At 39.8% G+C, this 19148-nt stretch carries 19 protein-coding genes and 1 other RNA gene; 13 read left to right on the forward strand and 7 right to left on the reverse strand.

The features are described from left to right. Positions 1-3 precede the first annotated feature (3 nt). A complete protein-coding gene (locus V6260_RS04440) occupies positions 4-261 on the forward strand; it encodes a BolA family protein (protein WP_341592869.1) in 258 nt (85 codons plus the stop codon). A gap of 13 nt (positions 262-274) precedes the next feature. After that, positions 275-1534 carry a UDP-N-acetylglucosamine 1-carboxyvinyltransferase gene (gene murA, locus V6260_RS04445; protein WP_341592870.1) on the forward strand — a complete coding sequence of 420 codons (1260 nt, stop codon included), beginning with the start codon at positions 275-277 and terminating at the stop codon, positions 1532-1534. A gap of 88 nt (positions 1535-1622) precedes the next feature. Here the strand turns inward: murA and V6260_RS04450 are convergent, their stop codons facing one another. The 3 genes from V6260_RS04450 to V6260_RS04460 form a co-directional block, all read right to left on the reverse strand. Next, positions 1623-2705: a trypsin-like peptidase domain-containing protein gene (locus tag V6260_RS04450; RefSeq protein ID WP_341592871.1), complete on the reverse strand. Its 1083-nt coding sequence runs from the start codon at positions 2703-2705 to the stop codon at positions 1623-1625. Positions 2706-2807: 102 nt separating this feature from the next. Further along, positions 2808-4160 (reverse strand): Do family serine endopeptidase, encoded by a 1353-nt coding sequence (locus V6260_RS04455; RefSeq protein ID WP_341592872.1) that lies wholly within the window; start codon positions 4158-4160, stop codon positions 2808-2810. Between the two features lie 129 nt (positions 4161-4289). Next, a complete protein-coding gene (locus tag V6260_RS04460) occupies positions 4290-4733 on the reverse strand; it encodes a YhcB family protein (protein ID WP_341592873.1) in 444 nt (147 codons plus the stop codon). Positions 4734-4867: 134 nt separating this feature from the next. Here V6260_RS04460 and zapE point away from each other — a divergent pair, with 134 nt between their 5' ends. The 8 genes from zapE to V6260_RS04500 all read left to right on the forward strand — a co-directional run bounded on the left by zapE (position 4868) and on the right by V6260_RS04500 (position 11387). Beyond that, on the forward strand, positions 4868-5956 hold the full coding sequence (zapE, locus tag V6260_RS04465) for a cell division protein ZapE (RefSeq protein WP_341592874.1): 1089 nt from the start codon (positions 4868-4870) through the stop codon (positions 5954-5956). A 273-nt stretch (positions 5957-6229) separates the two neighbouring features. Then, the gene (rplM, locus tag V6260_RS04470; RefSeq protein ID WP_002957960.1) at positions 6230-6658 is read left to right on the forward strand and encodes a 50S ribosomal protein L13; all 429 of its coding nucleotides are present in this window, start codon (positions 6230-6232) and stop codon (positions 6656-6658) included. Between the two features lie 8 nt (positions 6659-6666). After that, positions 6667-7059 (forward strand): 30S ribosomal protein S9, encoded by a 393-nt coding sequence (rpsI, locus tag V6260_RS04475; protein ID WP_341593070.1) that lies wholly within the window; start codon positions 6667-6669, stop codon positions 7057-7059. A gap of 582 nt (positions 7060-7641) precedes the next feature. Continuing rightward, complete coding sequence (petA, locus tag V6260_RS04480; protein WP_210998962.1) at positions 7642-8232, forward strand: ubiquinol-cytochrome c reductase iron-sulfur subunit; 591 nt, start codon at positions 7642-7644, stop codon at positions 8230-8232. Beyond that, positions 8232-9497, forward strand: coding sequence for a cytochrome b (locus V6260_RS04485; protein WP_058546992.1), 1266 nt, complete (start codon positions 8232-8234; stop codon positions 9495-9497). Before petA ends, V6260_RS04485 begins: the two co-directional genes overlap by 1 nt. Continuing rightward, complete coding sequence (locus V6260_RS04490; RefSeq protein WP_341592875.1) at positions 9494-10243, forward strand: cytochrome c1; 750 nt, start codon at positions 9494-9496, stop codon at positions 10241-10243. Before V6260_RS04485 ends, V6260_RS04490 begins: the two co-directional genes overlap by 4 nt. 80 nt (positions 10244-10323) lie before the next feature. Further along, positions 10324-10950: a stringent starvation protein SspA gene (gene sspA / locus V6260_RS04495; protein ID WP_341592876.1), complete on the forward strand. Its 627-nt coding sequence runs from the start codon at positions 10324-10326 to the stop codon at positions 10948-10950. After that, the gene (locus V6260_RS04500; RefSeq protein ID WP_341592877.1) at positions 10950-11387 is read left to right on the forward strand and encodes a ClpXP protease specificity-enhancing factor; all 438 of its coding nucleotides are present in this window, start codon (positions 10950-10952) and stop codon (positions 11385-11387) included. Before sspA ends, V6260_RS04500 begins: the two co-directional genes overlap by 1 nt. Before the next feature lie 58 nt (positions 11388-11445). Here the strand turns inward: V6260_RS04500 and dolP are convergent, their stop codons facing one another. The 4 genes from dolP to V6260_RS04520 are packed head-to-tail and all read right to left on the reverse strand — an operon-like array spanning position 11446 to position 14893. Then, positions 11446-12012, reverse strand: a complete 567-nt coding sequence (gene dolP, locus V6260_RS04505) for a division/outer membrane stress-associated lipid-binding lipoprotein (RefSeq protein WP_341592878.1) — start codon at positions 12010-12012, stop codon at positions 11446-11448. Further along, positions 12005-12598 (reverse strand): SIS domain-containing protein, encoded by a 594-nt coding sequence (locus tag V6260_RS04510; RefSeq protein ID WP_341592879.1) that lies wholly within the window; start codon positions 12596-12598, stop codon positions 12005-12007. The genes dolP and V6260_RS04510 overlap by 8 nt, the downstream gene beginning before the upstream one ends. A gap of 32 nt (positions 12599-12630) precedes the next feature. After that, positions 12631-13002, reverse strand: coding sequence for a YraN family protein (locus V6260_RS04515; protein ID WP_341592880.1), 372 nt, complete (start codon positions 13000-13002; stop codon positions 12631-12633). A 13-nt stretch (positions 13003-13015) separates the two neighbouring features. Then, positions 13016-14893, reverse strand: a complete 1878-nt coding sequence (locus V6260_RS04520; protein ID WP_341592881.1) for a penicillin-binding protein activator — start codon at positions 14891-14893, stop codon at positions 13016-13018. Positions 14894-14955: 62 nt separating this feature from the next. Here V6260_RS04520 and rsmI point away from each other — a divergent pair, with 62 nt between their 5' ends. From rsmI to V6260_RS04535, 3 genes are all read left to right on the forward strand, one after another. After that, positions 14956-15813, forward strand: a complete 858-nt coding sequence (gene rsmI / locus V6260_RS04525) for a 16S rRNA (cytidine(1402)-2'-O)-methyltransferase (protein WP_341592882.1) — start codon at positions 14956-14958, stop codon at positions 15811-15813. Between the two features lie 41 nt (positions 15814-15854). Further along, positions 15855-16232, forward strand: an RNA gene (rnpB, locus tag V6260_RS04530) — RNase P RNA component class A. A gap of 557 nt (positions 16233-16789) precedes the next feature. After that, positions 16790-19111 carry a TonB-dependent receptor gene (locus tag V6260_RS04535; protein ID WP_341592883.1) on the forward strand — a complete coding sequence of 774 codons (2322 nt, stop codon included), beginning with the start codon at positions 16790-16792 and terminating at the stop codon, positions 19109-19111. Positions 19112-19148: the final 37 nt, after the last annotated feature.

Genomic DNA, 19148 nt, shown 5'->3' on the forward strand with positions numbered 1-19148 from the left:
GTTATGGAAACTAGCCAAGTCGAAACATTACTACGCGACGAACTTCAATTAGCCGAAGTACATGTAAAAGCCAACGGTAGCCATTATGAAGTGATTGCCGTTGGTGAATGCTTTGACGGTTTAAGCCGAGTTAAAAAACAGCAGTTAGTTTATGCTCCATTAATGAATATTATTTCAGATGGAACTATTCATGCCGTATCAATTCGTGCTTTTACTCCAACTGAGTGGAAACGTGAACAAAAATTTATTTTACCTCAATAGTTAAGGCTTCCTAATGGATCAATTTGTAATTCAAGGTGGCACTTCACTTGCTGGTGAAGTAACTATTTCTGGCGCTAAAAATGCCGCTCTGCCTATCTTATTTGCTTCACTACTTGCCGACGGAAAAAGTATATTTAGCAATGTGCCACGCCTTCGCGACATAGTAACTACTGAAGCTTTATTAAAAACTTTAGGTGCTGATGTTAATTGGCATGGCGATACACTAGTAATTGACGGAGCAACGGTTAATAAAACATTAGCGCCTTATGACTTAGTAAAGCAAATGCGCGCCTCTGTACTTGCATTAGGCCCTTTAGTTGCACGTTTTGGTGAGGCTCAAGTCTCTTTACCTGGTGGGTGCGCTATTGGTGCTCGCCCGGTTGATATCCATATTCAAGGTTTGGAGCGTATGGGCGCACAAATAAACGTTGAGAATGGCTATATTAATGCCAAGGTAAATGGTCGCTTAAAAGGCGCTGAAATTTTTATGGAAATGGTGAGTGTAGGCGCTACCGAAAACCTATTGATGGCTGCTGCGCTTGCTGATGGTAAAACTGTACTTGATAATGCTGCACGCGAACCTGAAATTATCGATTTAGCTAACTGCCTAATTGCCATGGGGGCTAAAATCACAGGTGCAGGAACTAGCCGTATAGAGATTGACGGTGTTGAGCGCTTAGCAGGATGTGAACATAGCATCTTACCTGATCGAATTGAAACCGGTACGTTTTTAGTCGCTGCAGCAATGGCCGGTGGTGAAGTACTTTGTAAAAACACTGACTTTCATTCTCTTGAGCCTGTGATTGAAAAGTTACGTGCAACGAATGCACACCTAGAGGTGCATAACGACAGTATTTATCTTGATATGCGTGGCCGAGAACTTAGAGCCGTGAATATTAAAACAGCTCCACACCCAGGTTTTCCTACTGATATGCAAGCTCAGTTTACGGCGCTAAATGTAGTGGCTAATGGTAGTGCAACAATTACAGAAACTATTTTTGAAAATCGTTTTATGCACGTACCTGAATTACAACGTATGGGCGCGAATATTCGCTTAGAAGGGCATACTGCAATTTGTGGTGAGACTGAAAGCTTAAGCGGAGCGCAAGTAATGGCAACCGATCTACGCGCTTCAGCTAGTTTAATTTTAACGGGTATAGTGGCGCAAGGTGAAACGGTTGTTGACCGTATTTACCATGTTGATAGAGGTTATCAGCGTATTGAAGGTAAGCTAAGTTCGTTAGGCGCTAATATTAAGCGCAGAAGTAGTTAACATTAGTGCGTTGCGTTAGTTTTGCTTAAAAACTAAAAAAGGTCGGATAGGCGTATGCTCTCCGACCTTTTTTAATGCTACGAGCCAATTACAGTTTTGTTTCTAGCTCTGCCACTGTAACCATAATTTTTTCTATTTTACCACTACGGTAAAGTTCAAATTCAATTTCTTTACCCGGTTCAGTATTACCTATTTTTTCTAATACTTTTTGTGGATTCTCTACTGAAAGTCCCGCTATTTTAATTACGATATCCTGTTCTTCAATACCGGCTTGCCATGCTGGTCCTAAAGGGTCTAAGTTGGTAATACGCATACCAGCAACAGGAGTTAGGCTATCGTTAACTTCTTTACCAGTACTGTCCACAGCAGTACCTTCAAAACCTAAATAACCACGTACAACACGACCATGGCGAATTAATTTTCCCATTACTTTTTTAGCAAGTGAATAAGGAACAGCAAAAAATATTCCTTGAATATTTAAGTTCTCACGTGTTTTAAACTGTGCAGAAGTAATGCCGACTAAATCACCATTAGAATTAACTAATGCGCCACCTGAGTTGCCTACGTTAATAGCTGCATCCATTTGCAATAAGTTGTTGTACGGGCTATCCGTAATTTTTTGCTTACCCGTTGCGCTAATGATGCCTTGGGTGATTGTTTGACCTAAATTAAGCGGATTACCTATAGCAAGTACCACATCGCCTACGCTCGATACATAGCTATCGTTTACAGGAATTACCGGAAGGTGATCTGCATTTATTTTAAGTAAGGCTAAATCAGTAATGGTATCAAAGCCTATTAGTTGTACATCAAAGAAACGTCGACCATCAGTTAGAATAACCATAATTTGATCAGCATTATTAACAACATGATAGTTAGTAAGAATATAGCCATCTTGTGACATGATAACGCCTGAGCCGAGTTCTTGTACTGTATTTTTTCTTTTATAGCGAGGCTCTTTAGAAATACTTTCTGAAAAAATAGTGACTACAGAAGGGGCTGCTCGCTTTACTGCATCAGAAAAGCTTAAATGACTAGCACTCATAGCACTTGGTAAAGGAACATTTGGAAGCAAAGATGCTCGCATATTAGGGCTGAAAAAAATCACTAAAAAAGCAATACTAAGACCTGCAAGTAAAGGAGGGAGAATAAATTTTATTAATTTCAGCACGGGTTTCTTATTATGTAAGTTGGCAATCTCTTTATGATGACATAAAAAAAATAACAGCGGCAAGTGCCACTGTTATTTTTATTACTCTAATAGTGTTATTTATTACTGAATTAAAATAAATATAGACTCACGACCACGTTGCACGCCAAGTACGATATTACCTTTAGTGTTTTCGATTATTTTATTCATATCACGAATGGTCTCAACTCGTTGACGATTCACTTGCATAATAATATCGCCTTCCTCAAGGCCAACACGGGCAGAAGGTGAACGAGGGTCAACAGAAGTAACCTCAACACCTTTATTACTATTTTTTTGCACGTTTTCAAGTGTCGCGCCTTGGAACGCAGGATGAAGCTCTTCGCCTGTCGCTGTAACACCAGATGCACCATCAAGGGTTACTTTTACCGTTTTAATTTTACCATCGCGGTAAATGCCAAGTTTTATTTCGCGGCCTTCACCTAGCGTAGCAATTTTGCTGCGCAGCTCGTGGAAACCACTAATATCACCGCCATTAATGCTAACAATTACGTCACCGGCTTTTATACCTGCCTTACTTGCGGCAGTGTCGTCCATTACTTGCATCACGTATGCACCTTGTTTAACGTCAAGTTGCTGTGCTTTAGCAAGGCCAGCATCAAGTGGGCGGCCAGAAATACCTAGTGAGCCTCGGCGTACTTCACCGTGTTCAATAATTTGATCAACTAAGTTTTTCATCATGTTTGATGGAATAGCAAAACCAATACCTACGTTACCGCCAGAAGCACCTAAAATAGCAGTGTTAATACCAATCAATTCACCGTTTAAGTTAACTAATGCACCACCAGAATTACCTTGATTAATAGCTGCATCGGTTTGAATGAAATCTTCGTAACCCTCAATATTTAAACCACTACGGCCAAGGGCACTAACAATACCAGATGTAACTGTATGGCTAAGTCCAAATGGGTTACCAATAGCGACAGCAAAGTCACCCACTCGTAAACTATCTGAATTTGCGAGTTTTATTTCAGTTAAGTCATCAGCGTCTATTTGTAAAAGAGCGATATCTGATTCTGTATCAGTACCAACTTTAGTTGCTTCAAATTCACGGCCATCTTCGAGGGTTACTACCATTTTTTCGGCATCTTGGATTACGTGGTTATTAGTGACTACATAGCCCTCATCAGCATTAATAATTACCCCAGAGCCTAATCCGCTAAATTGACGCTTTTGACTGCGAGGTTGTTGCTGTCCAAAAAAGTATTCAAGCGGATCTGCACGGCGGCGTACTTCTTTCGATCCAGAAACTTGGATACTTACCACACCTGGAGATATTTTTTCTAGCATGGGAGCAAGAGTTGGTAGTTGTTGACCATTTACTGCAATTGGCATTTTTGCATAAGACGCTACAGGGCTCATTAACAAGCTTGTAGATAGAATAGCTGCGCTGATAAGTGATAATTTCATTTTCATAGTCAGGGATAACTCCACTTAAGATAAAGCCAAACAAAAAGGGCTACTTTACAGCAGCCCTTTTCGGTTTATTAAGATAAAACAACAAAGCTGTTATATCTAAAGACTATGGGGTCAAAAAAAAGTTCATCAAGATGCTTTAGAATGTTCTGAAACTTTATTTTGACCAGCAAATAAACCAGATTCGCCTGATACATAATCAGCGGGTTGTGCTTTTGCAGAAGAGCGGTCTGAACGACGTTCTTTTAAAGACGCTTGTAGTTGTTCTGTTGTTTCTTTAGAAAAATAAGGTTCTGCTGGTGCTTTATTTCTATCTTCTAAAAGAAGTTGGTTTGTGTCCTCAACGTGACTAAGCAGTTGATCATAGTTTTCTTTCATTTTATTTACGAGCTTACCTGTATTCGCTAAATGATCAGCTACATCTTGACGATACTGCTCTAACGCATTTTGTGCTTGCTCCGCCTGCTCTTTTAATTCATCTTGTTTGAATTGTTTTTTAGTAACAAATACACCAATAAAAAATGCTACAACAGCAACAATAACAATTAAACCTACCCACATAACTGTGCCCATAAAAACTACCCCTTTGGGAAAATAACTAACGAATGCCGATTCAATTATAAATCATACTAAGTGTAATATACCCCGAGTTATGATGCGTGTTAATATGCTTTACAAATTAAACTGTGTTTTGACTGTAAATTGATATGACTCCTTGGCAAACATACCAACAAGACTTAAAGCGAGATGACTTTGTACACGACGCAGCACAAGAAAATGCTGTGCGCCATTTACAACGTCTATACGATGACCTAACTCAGACAGAGACAAAACAAAAAGGTTTTTTTGCTAAGTTATTTAGTAAAGATGAACCTGCACCTATAAAAGGTTTGTACTTTTGGGGCGGAGTAGGACGTGGTAAAACTTATTTAGTTGACACTTTTTACGAATCATTACCGGGCACACGTAAAATGCGCGTGCACTTTCATCGATTTATGCACCGAGTGCATAATGAGCTTAAAAAACTAAACAATACGGCTAATCCATTAGAAAAAATAGCTGATATTTTCAAAGCAGAAACAGATATTATTTGCTTTGATGAGTTTTTTGTACAAGACATTACTGATGCTATGCTATTAGGTGGCTTAATGGAAGCGCTATTTGCAAGGGGTATAGTACTTGTTGCTACATCTAACATAGTGCCTGATGATCTTTACAGAAATGGCTTGCAGCGTGCCCGCTTTGTCCCTGCTATAGAATTGGTTAAGCTCAATACAGAAATAGTTAATGTAGACTCTGGTATTGATTACCGGTTACGCACTTTAGAGCAAGCCGAAATTTTTCATAGTCCGTTAGATGAAGATGCGGATAAAAACCTATTTGAATACTTCGATAAGCTATCGTCAGAGCCAGGGCAATTAGATAAGCAGATAGAAATAGAAGGACGAAGAATCAAAACGCGAAAAGTAGCTAAATGCGTGGTGATGTTTGAGTTTAGTGAATTGTGCGAAACAGCACGTAGTCAGGTTGATTACATGGAAATTAGCCGCTTATATAACACGGTGATTATTTCTAACGTAAAACAGCTCGGGCAAACTAATGACGATGCTGCTAGACGTTTTATTGCTTTAGTGGATGAATTTTACGAACGCCACGTAACTTTAATTATTTCAGCAGAAAAACCTATTACCGAACTTTATACCCAAGGTAATTTAAACTTTGAATTTAAACGCTGTATAAGCCGACTTCAAGAAATGCAATCTCTAGAGTATTTAGCAAAAGAGCATTTATCTTAAATTTAGTTAATTTAAACAATTCGTTTTCACTCATAGTTTAGGATGTTTAGATTAATACTAAATTTCTTGTGGAAAAAACAAGCGCCCAGTAGCAATATAGATTAAGTGCTGGTATACTCCCGCGTCTGCCACGTTGCGTTCTATGTCCTCATATAGTTTAGCCACTTGTGAGCGGCGCAAAAGTCTAAAACTCGAAGGGGTTGTAGCAAACTTAGAGCGGTAGTTAATGTTAACTACCTGTGGTTTTAATTGAAAAACATTGGATTTTTATAAATGAAAACGTTTGTTGCTAAACCAGAAACAGTAAAACGTGACTGGTACGTAGTTGACGCTGAAGGTAAAACTTTAGGTCGCATCGCTACTGAAATCGCTCATCGCCTACGCGGTAAGCATAAAGCTGAATACACTCCACACGTAGATACTGGTGATTACATCATCGTTATCAACGCTGAAAAAGTTACTGTAACAGGTAATAAATTCAAAGATAAAGTGTACTATGCTCACTCTGGTTTCCCAGGTGGTCTTAAGTCTACTACTTTTGATAAACTTCAAGCTGCAAAGCCTGAAATGATCATCGAGAAAGCTGTAAAAGGCATGTTGCCACGTGGTCCTTTAGGCCGCGCTATGTACCGCAAACTTAAAGTTTACGCGGGTACTGAGCATAACCATGCTGCACAACAGCCTCAGGTTCTAGACATTTAAGGAGCACTATCATGGCAAATCAATACTACGGTACAGGTCGTCGTAAAAGTTCAAGTGCTCGCGTATTCTTACGCCCAGGCACTGGTAACATCGTAATCAACAAGCGCTCTTTAGAAGAGTACTTTGGTCGCGATACAGCACGCATGGTTGTTCGTCAAGCTCTTGAGCTTGTAGATATGACTGAAAAATTTGACCTTCACATCACCGTTTCTGGTGGTGGTACTACAGGTCAAGCTGGTGCTATCCGTCACGGTATCACTCGTGCACTTATGGAGTTTGACGAGTCACTACGTCCACAACTTCGTAAAGCAGGTTTTGTTACACGTGATGCACGTAAAGTTGAACGTAAGAAAGTGGGTCTTAAGAAAGCGCGTAAGCGTCCACAGTTCTCAAAACGTTAATCTATACGTTATCAAGAATTCAAAAACCCAGCTTGTGCTGGGTTTTTTGTTTTTATAATCAAAAGATTTACATTTTTAACTGAGTATAAATTTGTTTAAAACGACTGTTATACTTAGTTATTGCAGTAAATAAAGATGATCAAAGTTATTAATAACTACGTATTAATCATACTTAAGTTAAAAAATACTCAGATAGCTGCAAAAAAGTTAAATAATTATCGTAATTAGTTTAAATCCATCAGTTAATTGGTGGAATTTTTTGCTACAATTGACTGGCAAGTAAAATGAGTGAGTTTAACCACACTATGTACAGTTTTTACTGTTTCCTCTTAGTGGTGTTGATCTCGGTCAGTATATTGTTTTTACAGAAGCGGTATTATAGTCGTTCGGCTTTATTCTCGAGCTAGCTTAATCAAATGTTTGATCAAGTCAGGCTTATTCGAGTATGGGGCTGTGAATAACCTTGTTTTAATCAAGGGTTTTAATTATGATCGCTTCTATTTTAAAATTTCGAATAATTAACCTGCTGTAACTGATGTTCTCAATATAGCAAGTGTTGAGAATCATAGTGGAGATAAGTGGATGAGCAATGCGCCTGTAGACAATGGCCGACGTCGCTTTTTAACCATAGCTACCTCTGTTGTAGGTGGTGTTGGTGCGGCTGGGGCTGCTGTTCCTTTTATTGCGTCTTGGAATCCAAGTGAGCGAGCTAAATCTGCGGGTGCGCCTGTAGAAGTAGATATCAGCAAGCTTGAGCCGGGACAATTAATACGTGTCGAGTGGCGTGGTAAACCTGTATGGGTTGTATCACGAACCCCTAAAATGCTTGAGCAGATGAAAGAACATGAAGGTCAACTTCGTGATCCGCAATCGCAAGAGCCACAACAATTAGAATCATCAACGAATGATTACCGTTCATTACGCCCAGAGATTTTTGTCGCTGTTGGTATTTGTACGCATTTAGGTTGTTCTCCAGGCTTTTTCCAAGGTAACTTTGGTGAAAAAGTTGAAGGGACAGATGATGGTTTTTACTGTCCATGTCACGGTTCTAAATTTGATATGGCTGGCCGAGTATTTCAATCGGTTCCTGCACCATTGAACTTAGAAATACCACCTTATACTTTTCTTGATGAGACCACTATTTTAGTGGGCGAAGAAAAAGGGGTAGCCTAATGTTTGGTAAAATTGTTAGTTGGATCGACGATCGTATCCCAATGACACGTGTTTGGAACATGCATATTGCACAGTATCCAGCACCTAAAAACTTTAACTTCTGGTACTTTTTTGGCTCTTTAGCTATGTTAGTACTAGTAAACCAAATCCTGACGGGTATTTGGTTAACGATGAACTTTGTTCCGTCTTCTGAAGGCGCATTCGCTTCAGTAGAGTACATCATGCGTGATGTAGAGTACGGCTGGTTATTACGTTACTTGCACTCAACAGGTGCTTCAGCGTTCTTCATCGTTGTATATATGCACATGTTCCGTGGCATGATCTACGGCTCTTATCAAAAACCGCGTGAGCTATTGTGGTTGTTTGGTATGTTTATTTTCTTAGCGCTAATGGCTGAAGCATTCATGGGCTACTTATTACCATGGGGTCAAATGTCATTTTGGGGTGCACAGGTAATCATTTCATTATTCGGGGCTATTCCGGTTATTGGTGATGACTTAACACTTTGGATCCGTGGTGACTACGTAATATCAGGTGCAACGCTTAACCGCTTCTTTGCATTACATGTTATTGCACTACCATTGGTTATTGTAATCTTAGTATTTTTACACATTGTTGCTTTGCACGAAGTGGGTTCTAACAACCCTGAAGGCATTGAAATTAAACGTAAGAAAGGCTCTGTTGCAGAAGAAGATAAGCCTAAATTTAAATTCCATGAGTATTACACTGACAAAAAAGATATTGTTGATGCGATACCGTTCCACCCGTACTACACAGTAAAAGATATTGTGGGTGTGGTTGGTTTCTTAATCTTGTTCTGTTGGGTTGTATTCTTTATGCCTGCGATGAATGGTTTCTTCCTAGAGGCGCCAAACTTCGAAGCGGCGAATCCACTTAAAACACCAGAGCATATTTTCCCGGTTTGGTACTTTACACCATTCTATGCAATCTTACGTGCAATCCCTGATAAGCTTATAGGTGTTGCAGCAATGGGTGCATCAATTGTGGTATTAGCATTATTACCATGGATTGACCGTGGTCGTGTTAAATCGGTTCGTTATCGTTGTGGTTTCCATAAATGGAACATTGCAGGTTTTGTTGTAACTTTCGTTCTTTTAGGTTGGGTGGGTGCAACTCCACAAACTGATATGAAAACGATAATTTCTCAAATCTGTACTGTGACTTACTTTATGTTCTTCGTACTGTTATTTGTATACAGTAAGAATGAAAAAACTAAGCCATTGCCTGAGAGGTTAACGAAATGATGAAAAAGCTAATTATCGGTTTATTTGCTTTATCAGTAAACTTGTTGCCGAACATGGTAATGGCAGCAGGTCCATCGGTTCCTTTAATGGAAGCGAACAACGACCTTACTGATCAACCATCTTTACAGCGCGGCGCAAAGTTGTTCATGAACTACTGTCTTGGTTGTCACCAAATGCAGTATCAACGTTATGAACGTACTTTCCGTGATATTGGTATTCCAACTGAAGTTGGTCAAGAACAGTTGATTTTTGATGGTTCTAAAGTAGGTAGCCATATCAAAAACGCGATTGCTAAAGAAGATGCTGCTAAATGGTTTGGTGCGGCTCCGCCAGATCTAACAAATGTTGCGCGTGTGCGCGGCAGTGATTGGATTTACACCTATTTAAAATCATTTTATAAAGATGAATCTCGACCATTTGGCGTAAACAATACGTTATTTCCATCGGTAGGTATGCCTCACGTTCTTCAAGAACTACAAGGCTTACCAACACCTATCACTGAAGAAGTAGAAGAACATGGTCACACAGTGACTAAGGTTATTGGTACTGAAACAGATGGTACGGGTGAACTAAGTGTAGATGAATATGACCAAGCGGCTCGCGATTTAACGAACTTCCTTGAGTATGTAGGTGAGCCTACACGCCTTGAATCGGAAGCACTAGGTATTAAGGTAATAGGGTTTTTAATCATCCTATTTATCTTGGCATTTATGCTTAAGAAAGAATACTGGAGAGATGTTCATTAAGTTGAGCATTTTTAAAGGTAATTTTGCAATAGGGGCTTAAGCCCCTATTGCTGTTTTAGTTATTTAATGGAGGTATAGGCATGGCCGTAGCTGCCAATAAGCGCCCTGTAATGACCCTTTTTTCTGGTGCTAACTGTATGTATAGCCATCAAGTACGTATTGTACTTGCGGAAAAAGGTGTAAGTGTAGATATTCATTTGGCTGAAAAGGATAACTTGCCAGAGGCACTTCACGAAATTAACCCTTACGGTACAGTGCCAACACTGATTGACCGTGAGCTTGGTTTATACCAGGCAAACATCATCATGGAATACCTTGATGAGCGTTTTCCTCATCCTCCACTAATGCCTGTTTACCCGGTAATGCGTGGTCGTAGTCGTTTAATGATGCACCGTATTGATACTGATTGGTACAGCCTAGCTGAAAAAATCACTAACAACGCGCCAGATGCTGCACAAGCTCGTAAAGAGCTAACTGAAGCACTACTTGCTGTAGCACCTATTTTTAGTGAAGCACCTTACTTTATGAGTGAAGAGTTTAGCTTAGTAGATTGTTACTTAGCTCCACTATTATGGCGTTTACCAGAGTTTGGTATTGAGCTTAATGGTGCAGGTTCTAAAGAGCTAAAAGAGTATATGATTCGTTTATTTGAACGTGAGTCATTCCAAGCATCTTTAACCGAAGCTGAGCGTGAGATCCGTTTATAATGACGCCTAATCGTCCTTATTTATTACGTGCTTTTTTTGATTGGATAGTCGATAACGAGTGTACACCACATTTGGTGGTAGACGCAGATTACCCTGCTGTACAAGTGCCAACACAGTTTGTTCAAGACGGACAGATTGTCTTAAACATTAGTCCTTCGGCAGTAACACAGTTTTCGTTAGACTTAACCCAACTTAGCTTCAATGCGCGCTTTGGTGGTCAACCAATGCAAGTATATGTACCTTTAGGTGCTGTGCTCGCAATATATGCGCGTGAGAATGGTGAAGGAACAGTCTTTACTACAGATGAGTTTTTAGAGGACGAAAACGAATTTGTACCAGAGCTTGAAGGTGTTGATTCATCAGCTGAGTTTATTGATGATAAATCGCTAGAAAAGCCACAGAAGAAAAAAGGCTCACATTTACGTGTTATAAAATAATACGTAAATACAAAAAAAACCGCTTTTTAAGCGGTTTTTTTATGTCTGTATTTTGTGTTTACAAGTATTCAAACACTTTAATTACACGTTCTACACCTGATACATTGCGAGCAATATTTACAGCTTGATTAGACTCAGAATCTGATACTAAGCCCATTAAAAATACTTCCGCATTTTCTGTAACTACTTTAATATTATTACTGCTAATATTTTTTTCTGTTAGTAGTTGGGCTTTTACTTTCGACGTAAGCCAGGAGTCGTGGGTTTGTGTCGTGATACCGATATTAGAGCCAATACGAATTTGGTTATGTATTTTACGAATACCTGAAATGCCCTCAACAGTACGCAGTGCTTCGCTTCTCATTTCTTCATTTGCCACCTGGCCTACAAGTAAAACAATGCCATTGACGCTTACAGCGCTTATGTTGGCAAACTTTTCAAGCCGTTCTACTTCACTCAGTGCAATACTTGCTTTTATTTCAATATTGTTATCATCAATTTGTGAGCCGATGGTACGACGGTCATTTGCTGAAGTCACCGCGCTAGCAGTACCGGCAACAACTGCGGCAGCGCAGCCTTGCAGTAATACAACAGCACTTAAAACAATAAGAGAACGTTTAAACATAATTTTCATCCTGAGGGAAAAGCGTTAAATCAACAAGTTCACTTAAGCAATGTAAGTTAACTAAATGAGATTCGATTATTCGACTTGGGCGCTTAGAGGGGGTTCTAATTTCTACATCATTAGGGCCAAGTAAGCCGACTAATTCACCGCCATCATCACCAACCATAACGATAACCTTCATATCTTTAGTTAGTGCGGCTTCAACAGCGGAAATGACCTGTTTTTCATTACCGTTAATAGCTAAAGCAAGTAATAAATCACCTTGCTGGGCAAAAGCACGTACTTGACGAGCAAAGGTATCATGGTCATCAATCTGAGTGCTTTGACCTAGATTAATATTTTCTTGTGATAGTGCAATAGCTGGCAAGCATGGGCGCTCAGTTTCATAATGATTAACTAGTACACCAGCAATATGCTGAGCGAGCATATGACAATTTGCAGTGCCACAACAAATGAGTTTATTTCCGTTGATCAGGCTTTGTGCAATAGTAAATGCGGCGGATTCGAGAGCGCTCGGTAGTACTTCACCTGCAGCGATTTGAACTTGAATGCTTTCTGTAAAAATTTCTTTAATTGTGTCTTGCATAGCTTACCAATAATTTATCTTTGTATTTGCGTTTAAAATACATTTTTAAGCCAATTTATATTAGGAGATGCTTCTCCTGTAATGGCTACATAATCAATTCTTAGTGCTTGGTTAGTTAAATTTTTAGCTGCTAAGTAATGATAAATACTACGTTTTAATCGAGCTTTTTTTTGCGGACTAAGCGCATAGTTTGCGCCACCTCGAGCATTGTTTTTGCGAAACTTAACCTCAACGAATACAAGGATGTCGCCTTCTTTCATAATGACATCAAGCTCGCCAAAGGGGCAGTAATAATTCCGTTCAATGGGGGTTAACCCTTGAGTTACTAAATATTTTTGCGCTTCAAGCTCATAATACTGGCCTTTTTCACGACTATTGTGCCACAGCTCTTTAAACCACGACATGTCGCCCCCTTAATTAATGTAAAGTTTGTATATCCCCTGCTGATTGCATAAATAACGGTACAGGGCGCTGTGTTTTTAATTGCACCGATTTAATACGACGATTTGTGTATTGAGCCCAGTCGAGCATACGCTCTATATGGCCGCTAGTATTAACTGATAATTTACCGCTTAGACCATTGTATTGATTACCTGGCATTACGCTTAACTTCCTAATGTCAGGTAATATAGATACCGCATCATATGCCATTGCAAATAAGCGTTGGCTAATATCTATTTGCTCTGGCCACAATGAATTGTATTGCTCACGTAAACTATGTTGTTTTACCTGAGAGTCGAGCATCCACGGTAATTCGGTAAAGTATAGACCATCTAAATCACCTTTATCTGTGCGGTCTATCTGTTTGCTGTGACTTTTTGAGCTCGCATAAAGAGGTATTCGCTTTGCAAAGGTACTCACATTTACATCAAGGTAGGGTTTTATTAAACGAGTTTCTATTGCATCACCTAAAATATAAATAACATCAATATCGCTACGTGAGCGTGTTTCGTTTTCTACTTCTTGCTTAAATAATGCTTTAACCGTTTTTATTCGATCTTTTGATTTATCAACTTCTAGCAAGCTGGTAATTGTATTAGGCATATCTTTTTTATCATTATAAAAACCTATTTGCGGCTTGGTTTCGCTATAGCGTTGCCATTGCAAGTTAAAGTAATCAACTAAACGTTGGCCATTTGCATTATTTGGCGCAAGTAGCATTGGTTTTTGATAGCCCTTAGTTAAAAAGTGTTCCAGAGCTTGTTGTACTTCGTGCTCGGGGTTTAGTGCAAAGTAATAATGCTGAAGCGAAATGCGTTCACCATCAAAGGTGTTTAAATGTAATGCCGGAGTATCAATAAGAGTTTGTGCACTGGCTAGTTTATCAATGTTTGCTTTGAGTAGGGGACCAATTACAAAGTCAGGCTTTATTTCTTCAAGTTGTGTTGCGATTTCTTCTGTACTTAAGTTTTCATCAATAAAAATAGTGTCGTTGATATTTTGCGTATCGAGCGCAGCCAATACACCTGCTTTAAGCGCATCACCTAAACGTTCGTTAGGGCCTGATTGTGGCAATAGCACAACTAAACGCTCTATATTGATAGGAGCGAGCTCAGTAAGCATTTCATCTTTTTTGGGTAATACAGTAAAAGCTGGATGCCCAATATAGCGTCTGCGCCAATTGTTGATCGCTTGATCTAACTCGACGCCACTAGTTGCATATACTTGATAGTATAGACCAAGGTTTACCCAGCCTTGCTGAATAACCGAACCACGGTTAAAACGCTCAAGCGCATATGAAGAGAGCTGTTTTAAGTTATCCCACAAATTTTGATTGAGCTGAGGGATTTCTATATTGTTCTTTGTTGCTGTTTCAGAGGCTCTAAAGAAATAGGGGGCAGCTTTTTTTGGAAAATTTTGCGATGCGTAAATACTGGCGGTTAAAAACTGGTGCCAAGCAAAATGTTCAGGTTGGGTAAGTTGTCCATCTAGTGATTGCAAAATTACTAAAGCTTGATCATTCTTATTTTGTTGTTTTTGTGCAAATGCAATATAAAGACGATTTTGAATTTGATCAACACTAGCGGTGTGTTCAAGCTCATTACCGATTTTCTCTAACAAAGGCCAGTTTTGCTCACTAATTGCAGCATCTCGGGCGCTATACAATAACTGTATTTTATCGGCACCTTGGCGGTTTTGCGCCAATTGGTAGATAGATTGCGCACTGTTAGCCTGATTTTGCAGTGCATTAGTGCGGTTACTTACGTTATCGCTGTTTTTAGTTGGTTTTTCGGTTGTGCTACACGCCGATAACCCTGACAATATAATTAATAGACTAACTAGTTTAAGTCGCACAAATGATTTCCCAATACGTTAACGCGATTTGCTTATATTACTGACTGACGCAGGAGACCTCAATGTTAAATGAGGAGAATTCACAGAAAATTGGCACTCTTTACATTGTTGCCACCCCAATTGGCAATTATGACGACTTAAGTCACCGTGCCATCGCGACATTATCGCAAGTTGACTTAATAGCTGCTGAAGACACTCGCCATACCGGCAAGCTACTTAGCCACTTTGGAATTAAGGCAAAAACGTTTGCATTACACGACCACAACGAAAAGCAAAAAGCACAACAAATTATTGATCAACTTAATCAAGGTTTAAATATTGCGTTAGTATCTGACGCCGGTACACCTCTAATTAGTGATCCAGGCTACGCTGTTGTAAATTTATGCCGCGAACAAGGTGCTCATGTTACACCTGTACCCGGTGCATGTGCTGCAATTACAGCCGTATGTTGTTCAGGCTTACCAACCGACCGCTTTCAGTTTATTGGTTTTACACCTGCTAAAAGCAAAGCAAGGCAAGACTTTTTCATTGAAGCGGTTAATTCAGGTATTACCAGCATAATGTACGAAAGTACGCACCGCATTATGGCAAGCCTTGATGATTTAGCGCAGGCGCTAGGTGATGAGCAACAAGTGGTGTTTGCTAAAGAGCTAACTAAAACCTTTGAAACCTTTTTTAATGGTAGCGTAAGCGAGTTAAAGCAGTTTTTAACAGATGACCCTACTAAGCAACGCGGTGAGATTGTATTAATGTTGCCGGGTAAACCAAAGTTAGTAGACGGTATACCGCCTGAGGCGCGCAAAATGCTGGCACTTCTTGAAAGTGAAATGCCAATGAAAAAAGCCTGTGGCGTTGTAGCCGAATACTTTGGTATGAAGAAAAATGCTTTATACAAAACAATTATTGAAGAAAAAGAGTAAATTTTACTGCGCTTGGTATTCGCCTCATGTATACTGCGCGCCGAGTCAGCCAAGATAATCGCTGCCTGTGACGAAAATGATCAGGGGGAGGAAAGTCCGGGCTCCACAGGGCAGAGTGCCAGCTAACGGCTGGGGGGCGTGAGCCCACGACAAGTGCAGCAGAGAGGAGACCGCCAACCTCGGTTGGTAAGGGTGAAAGGGTGCGGTAAGAGCGCACCGGGCCGCTAGTAATAGTCGGTTGCAAGGTAAACTCCACTCGGAGCAAGACCAAATAGGGTTCTATCATTTTAAATAATGAACGCGTGGCCCACGTCAGAACCGGGTAGGTTGCTTGAGCCATAGAGCGATTTATGGCCTAGACGAATGATTATCACTTTCTTCGGAAAGGACAAAACCCGGCTTACCGGCTGACTCACTCATTCAATAAAAAGCCCGCAGTTAACGCTGCGGGCTTTTTTGTGTTTAAATTTTAGAGGAAGTTATTAGTTTTTAAGTACCGGCTTATTGTACTCGTTAGAATTTCAATAAAGAGTAATAATCGGGCTGTGATAAATTATGATGTATGAAGTCAAGATTTGACCTGTCGGTCCCCTTTTCAAAATTCAAAAGCGTGCTAAATGAACTCAATGCGTTACTTACACATAGGTAACTTAATGAGACATATTAAACTCCCCTAATACCTCATACTACGAAAAGAACGTTACTATTTTTCGTTATGTTTTCCGTCGTAAATTTATCTGCTCCGATATACGCATTTCACTTAAAAGCAAACTATGAAAAGTCCAGTTTTGTTCTCATTTTTCTTTAAATTTTATTGCTAAATTCTGCTTTTTAACGTCTCATTTGCGCATTTACTTTACATGAATGAGAACTCCTCATTTAGTTACCTATGTTAATTATATATTTCTTGTCGACGAAAAAGGGAATATAATAAAAATAGTTATCATTTATAATTATTAATGTGGAGTTTAGTTTTATGGGTTTTTATCCATCGAAATCGTTATTAGCGTGTGCTATTTCGTTCGCTTTTTCAGGTTTGGCATTTAGTAGCATGGCGCATGCTGATGACATTAAAAAAATAGAAAAAATAATGGTGAAAGGTCAAAAAATAGACCGTACTTTACAAGATACGCCAGCAAGTGTGGCGGTTTTAACGAGCCAAACTATTGAAAATGAAAACTTAAACGACTTTTTTGATGTATTAGCACGTACGCCTAATACTTCTGGCACTGATGGTTCGGGTTTTAATATTCGTGGTATTGATGCTTTTGGCGTTACTGATGGCGGCTCTGGTGGTCTTGCTAGTGTTTATGTTGATGGTGCGCCTACACCGTTTCGTATGATGCAACAAGGTGCATTTTCAACGTGGGATATTGGTCAGGTTGAAATTTTACGTGGCCCGCAATCTACATTACAAGGGCGTAACTCACTGGCCGGTGCCGTGGTAATGAAAACCCGTGATGCAGTGCAAGAATATGATTTTAAAGCGCGTGTTGGTATGGGGGAATACGGTAGAAAGGAAGCGGCAGTTGCCTTTGGTGGTGGGTTAATCGAGGATGAGCTTGCATTTCGTGTGAGCGCTGAAAAGCGTGACTTTGATGGCTACAATACCAATGTTGGTACGGGTAAAGAGTCAGACCATGATAATAATGAATTTTATCGCGCTAAGCTTCGTTATACACCTTCTGCATTGCCTGAATTTGAAGCACAACTGAGCTTTATGCACAGTGAAAACGACAAAGGCGTTCCTTGGGTCGCGCAGCAAAGTGGTGATGCGGCATTTCCTATTAATAACATTTACGATGACCGCTACGTGTATTTAGACTCGCCAACATTTGAAACAACAGATACTGATTTATATATTTTAAATCTTAATTACGATATCTCAGATGAGTGGTCTTTCTCTTCAATTACGACTTACTCAGATGCTCAATACAGTTATGAATGGGACGGAGATGCAAGCTTACTTCTACCGCAATCGGTATTAACTGATACACGTACAGATGAAACGACGACTCAAGAGCTTCGCTTTACTTATGAAGGCGATAAGTTAACAGGTTTAATAGGTGCTTATTACTCTGATTTAGATGTGTTTGATAGCAGTACGGGTGAACGAGGTATTACATTTGAACAGCTTGGTGTGCGTACGTTATTAACTGCGCCTGCTGAGTTTGGTGGTTTGGGGCTACCGAGTGCGTTGGCTGATCAGGTACTGCAATTTTATGTAGGTGCTGATCCCGTTTTTATTGGCCAGTCTTCTGACTTTACACAAAAAGTAAAAACAAAAGCATTATTTGCTGATTTTACGTATGAAATAAACGATGCGTGGGATGTTTTTGCTGGTGTTCGTTACGATAAGGAAGAGCAATCAAACGGGACGATTGCTGACGTTTATATTACCGATGAAACCAAAAATGCTTTACCTAATCCAAGTGATTTTGCTACAAATCCTGTACTAGCGCAGTTAATTACAGGTATTAATCAACAGTTGTACGCTATGGCTGATGGTGCTTCAGGTGACGAACCTGTTGAGGATGCGTCTTTTTCTGCTTGGTTGCCGAAGCTGGGCGTAACGTACCGTTTTAACGATGATGTGTCGAGTAGCTTTACTGTTCAAAAAGGGTATCGCTCAGGTGGCGTAGGTACCAATGTTGCCCAAGCAACTGCGTTTACGTTTGACCCTGAATATACATGGAACTATGAGTTAGCATTACGCTCTGTTTGGCTTGATGATTCATTAGTTTTAAATACAAATATATTTTATCTAGATTGGACCGATCAGCAGGTATCCGTTTATTTATCAGGGAACCAGTATGATCGTGAAACGCGCAATGTAGGTGAGTCGCATGTTCAAGGGTTTGAAACTGAAATTAGTTATGATTTATCACCAACAATAAATGTGTACGGTGGTATTGGTTATTCAAAAACAGAATTTGATGAGTTTAGCGCCAGTTTTAATGGTGAGGAGCAAGACTACAGCGGCCTTTCGTTTGCAGGCGCGCCAGAATGGACCGCTTTGTTTGGTTTTGATTATGCAAATGACGCTGGGTTTATAGCAAATATAAATGCTAGTTACACAGGCAGCTCGCAGCGTCTTGCTACGAGTAATGACCCTCGAAATGACGCGTACTGGTTAGTTAATACACGTGTTGGTTACGAATGGAGTAATTATGGTGTATACGCGTTAGTAGATAATGTATTAGATGCTGAGTATATCGCGTTAGCCCCGGCTGGTTTTGGTAATCAAACACTTGGTGATCCACGTACTGCAAGCGTTCGGTTTGAAGCTAAGTTTTAATGTAAAAAATGGTTGCTCATTGAGTAGCCACTTTAGG

This window comes from Pseudoalteromonas aliena (assembly GCF_038155085.1).
GTDB lineage: Bacteria > Pseudomonadota > Gammaproteobacteria > Enterobacterales > Alteromonadaceae > Pseudoalteromonas > Pseudoalteromonas aliena_A.

What these genes read in the sequence shown, in the direction of transcription:
- V6260_RS04440 (WP_341592869.1), top strand. Translation starts at nt 4, where the DNA reads ATGGAAACTAGCCAAGTCGAAACATTACTACGCGACGAACTTCAATTA.
- murA (WP_341592870.1), top strand. Translation starts at nt 275, where the DNA reads ATGGATCAATTTGTAATTCAAGGTGGCACTTCACTTGCTGGTGAAGTA.
- V6260_RS04455 (WP_341592872.1), bottom strand. Translation starts at nt 4,160, where the DNA reads ATGAAAATGAAATTATCACTTATCAGCGCAGCTATTCTATCTACAAGC.
- V6260_RS04460 (WP_341592873.1), bottom strand. Translation starts at nt 4,733, where the DNA reads ATGGGCACAGTTATGTGGGTAGGTTTAATTGTTATTGTTGCTGTTGTA.
- zapE (WP_341592874.1), top strand. Translation starts at nt 4,868, where the DNA reads ATGACTCCTTGGCAAACATACCAACAAGACTTAAAGCGAGATGACTTT.
- rplM (WP_002957960.1), top strand. Translation starts at nt 6,230, where the DNA reads ATGAAAACGTTTGTTGCTAAACCAGAAACAGTAAAACGTGACTGGTAC.
- petA (WP_210998962.1), top strand. Translation starts at nt 7,642, where the DNA reads ATGAGCAATGCGCCTGTAGACAATGGCCGACGTCGCTTTTTAACCATA.
- V6260_RS04485 (WP_058546992.1), top strand. Translation starts at nt 8,232, where the DNA reads ATGTTTGGTAAAATTGTTAGTTGGATCGACGATCGTATCCCAATGACA.
- V6260_RS04490 (WP_341592875.1), top strand. Translation starts at nt 9,494, where the DNA reads ATGATGAAAAAGCTAATTATCGGTTTATTTGCTTTATCAGTAAACTTG.
- sspA (WP_341592876.1), top strand. Translation starts at nt 10,324, where the DNA reads ATGGCCGTAGCTGCCAATAAGCGCCCTGTAATGACCCTTTTTTCTGGT.
- V6260_RS04500 (WP_341592877.1), top strand. Translation starts at nt 10,950, where the DNA reads ATGACGCCTAATCGTCCTTATTTATTACGTGCTTTTTTTGATTGGATA.
- dolP (WP_341592878.1), bottom strand. Translation starts at nt 12,012, where the DNA reads ATGTTTAAACGTTCTCTTATTGTTTTAAGTGCTGTTGTATTACTGCAA.
- V6260_RS04510 (WP_341592879.1), bottom strand. Translation starts at nt 12,598, where the DNA reads ATGCAAGACACAATTAAAGAAATTTTTACAGAAAGCATTCAAGTTCAA.
- V6260_RS04515 (WP_341592880.1), bottom strand. Translation starts at nt 13,002, where the DNA reads ATGTCGTGGTTTAAAGAGCTGTGGCACAATAGTCGTGAAAAAGGCCAG.
- rsmI (WP_341592882.1), top strand. Translation starts at nt 14,956, where the DNA reads ATGTTAAATGAGGAGAATTCACAGAAAATTGGCACTCTTTACATTGTT.
- V6260_RS04535 (WP_341592883.1), top strand. Translation starts at nt 16,790, where the DNA reads ATGGGTTTTTATCCATCGAAATCGTTATTAGCGTGTGCTATTTCGTTC.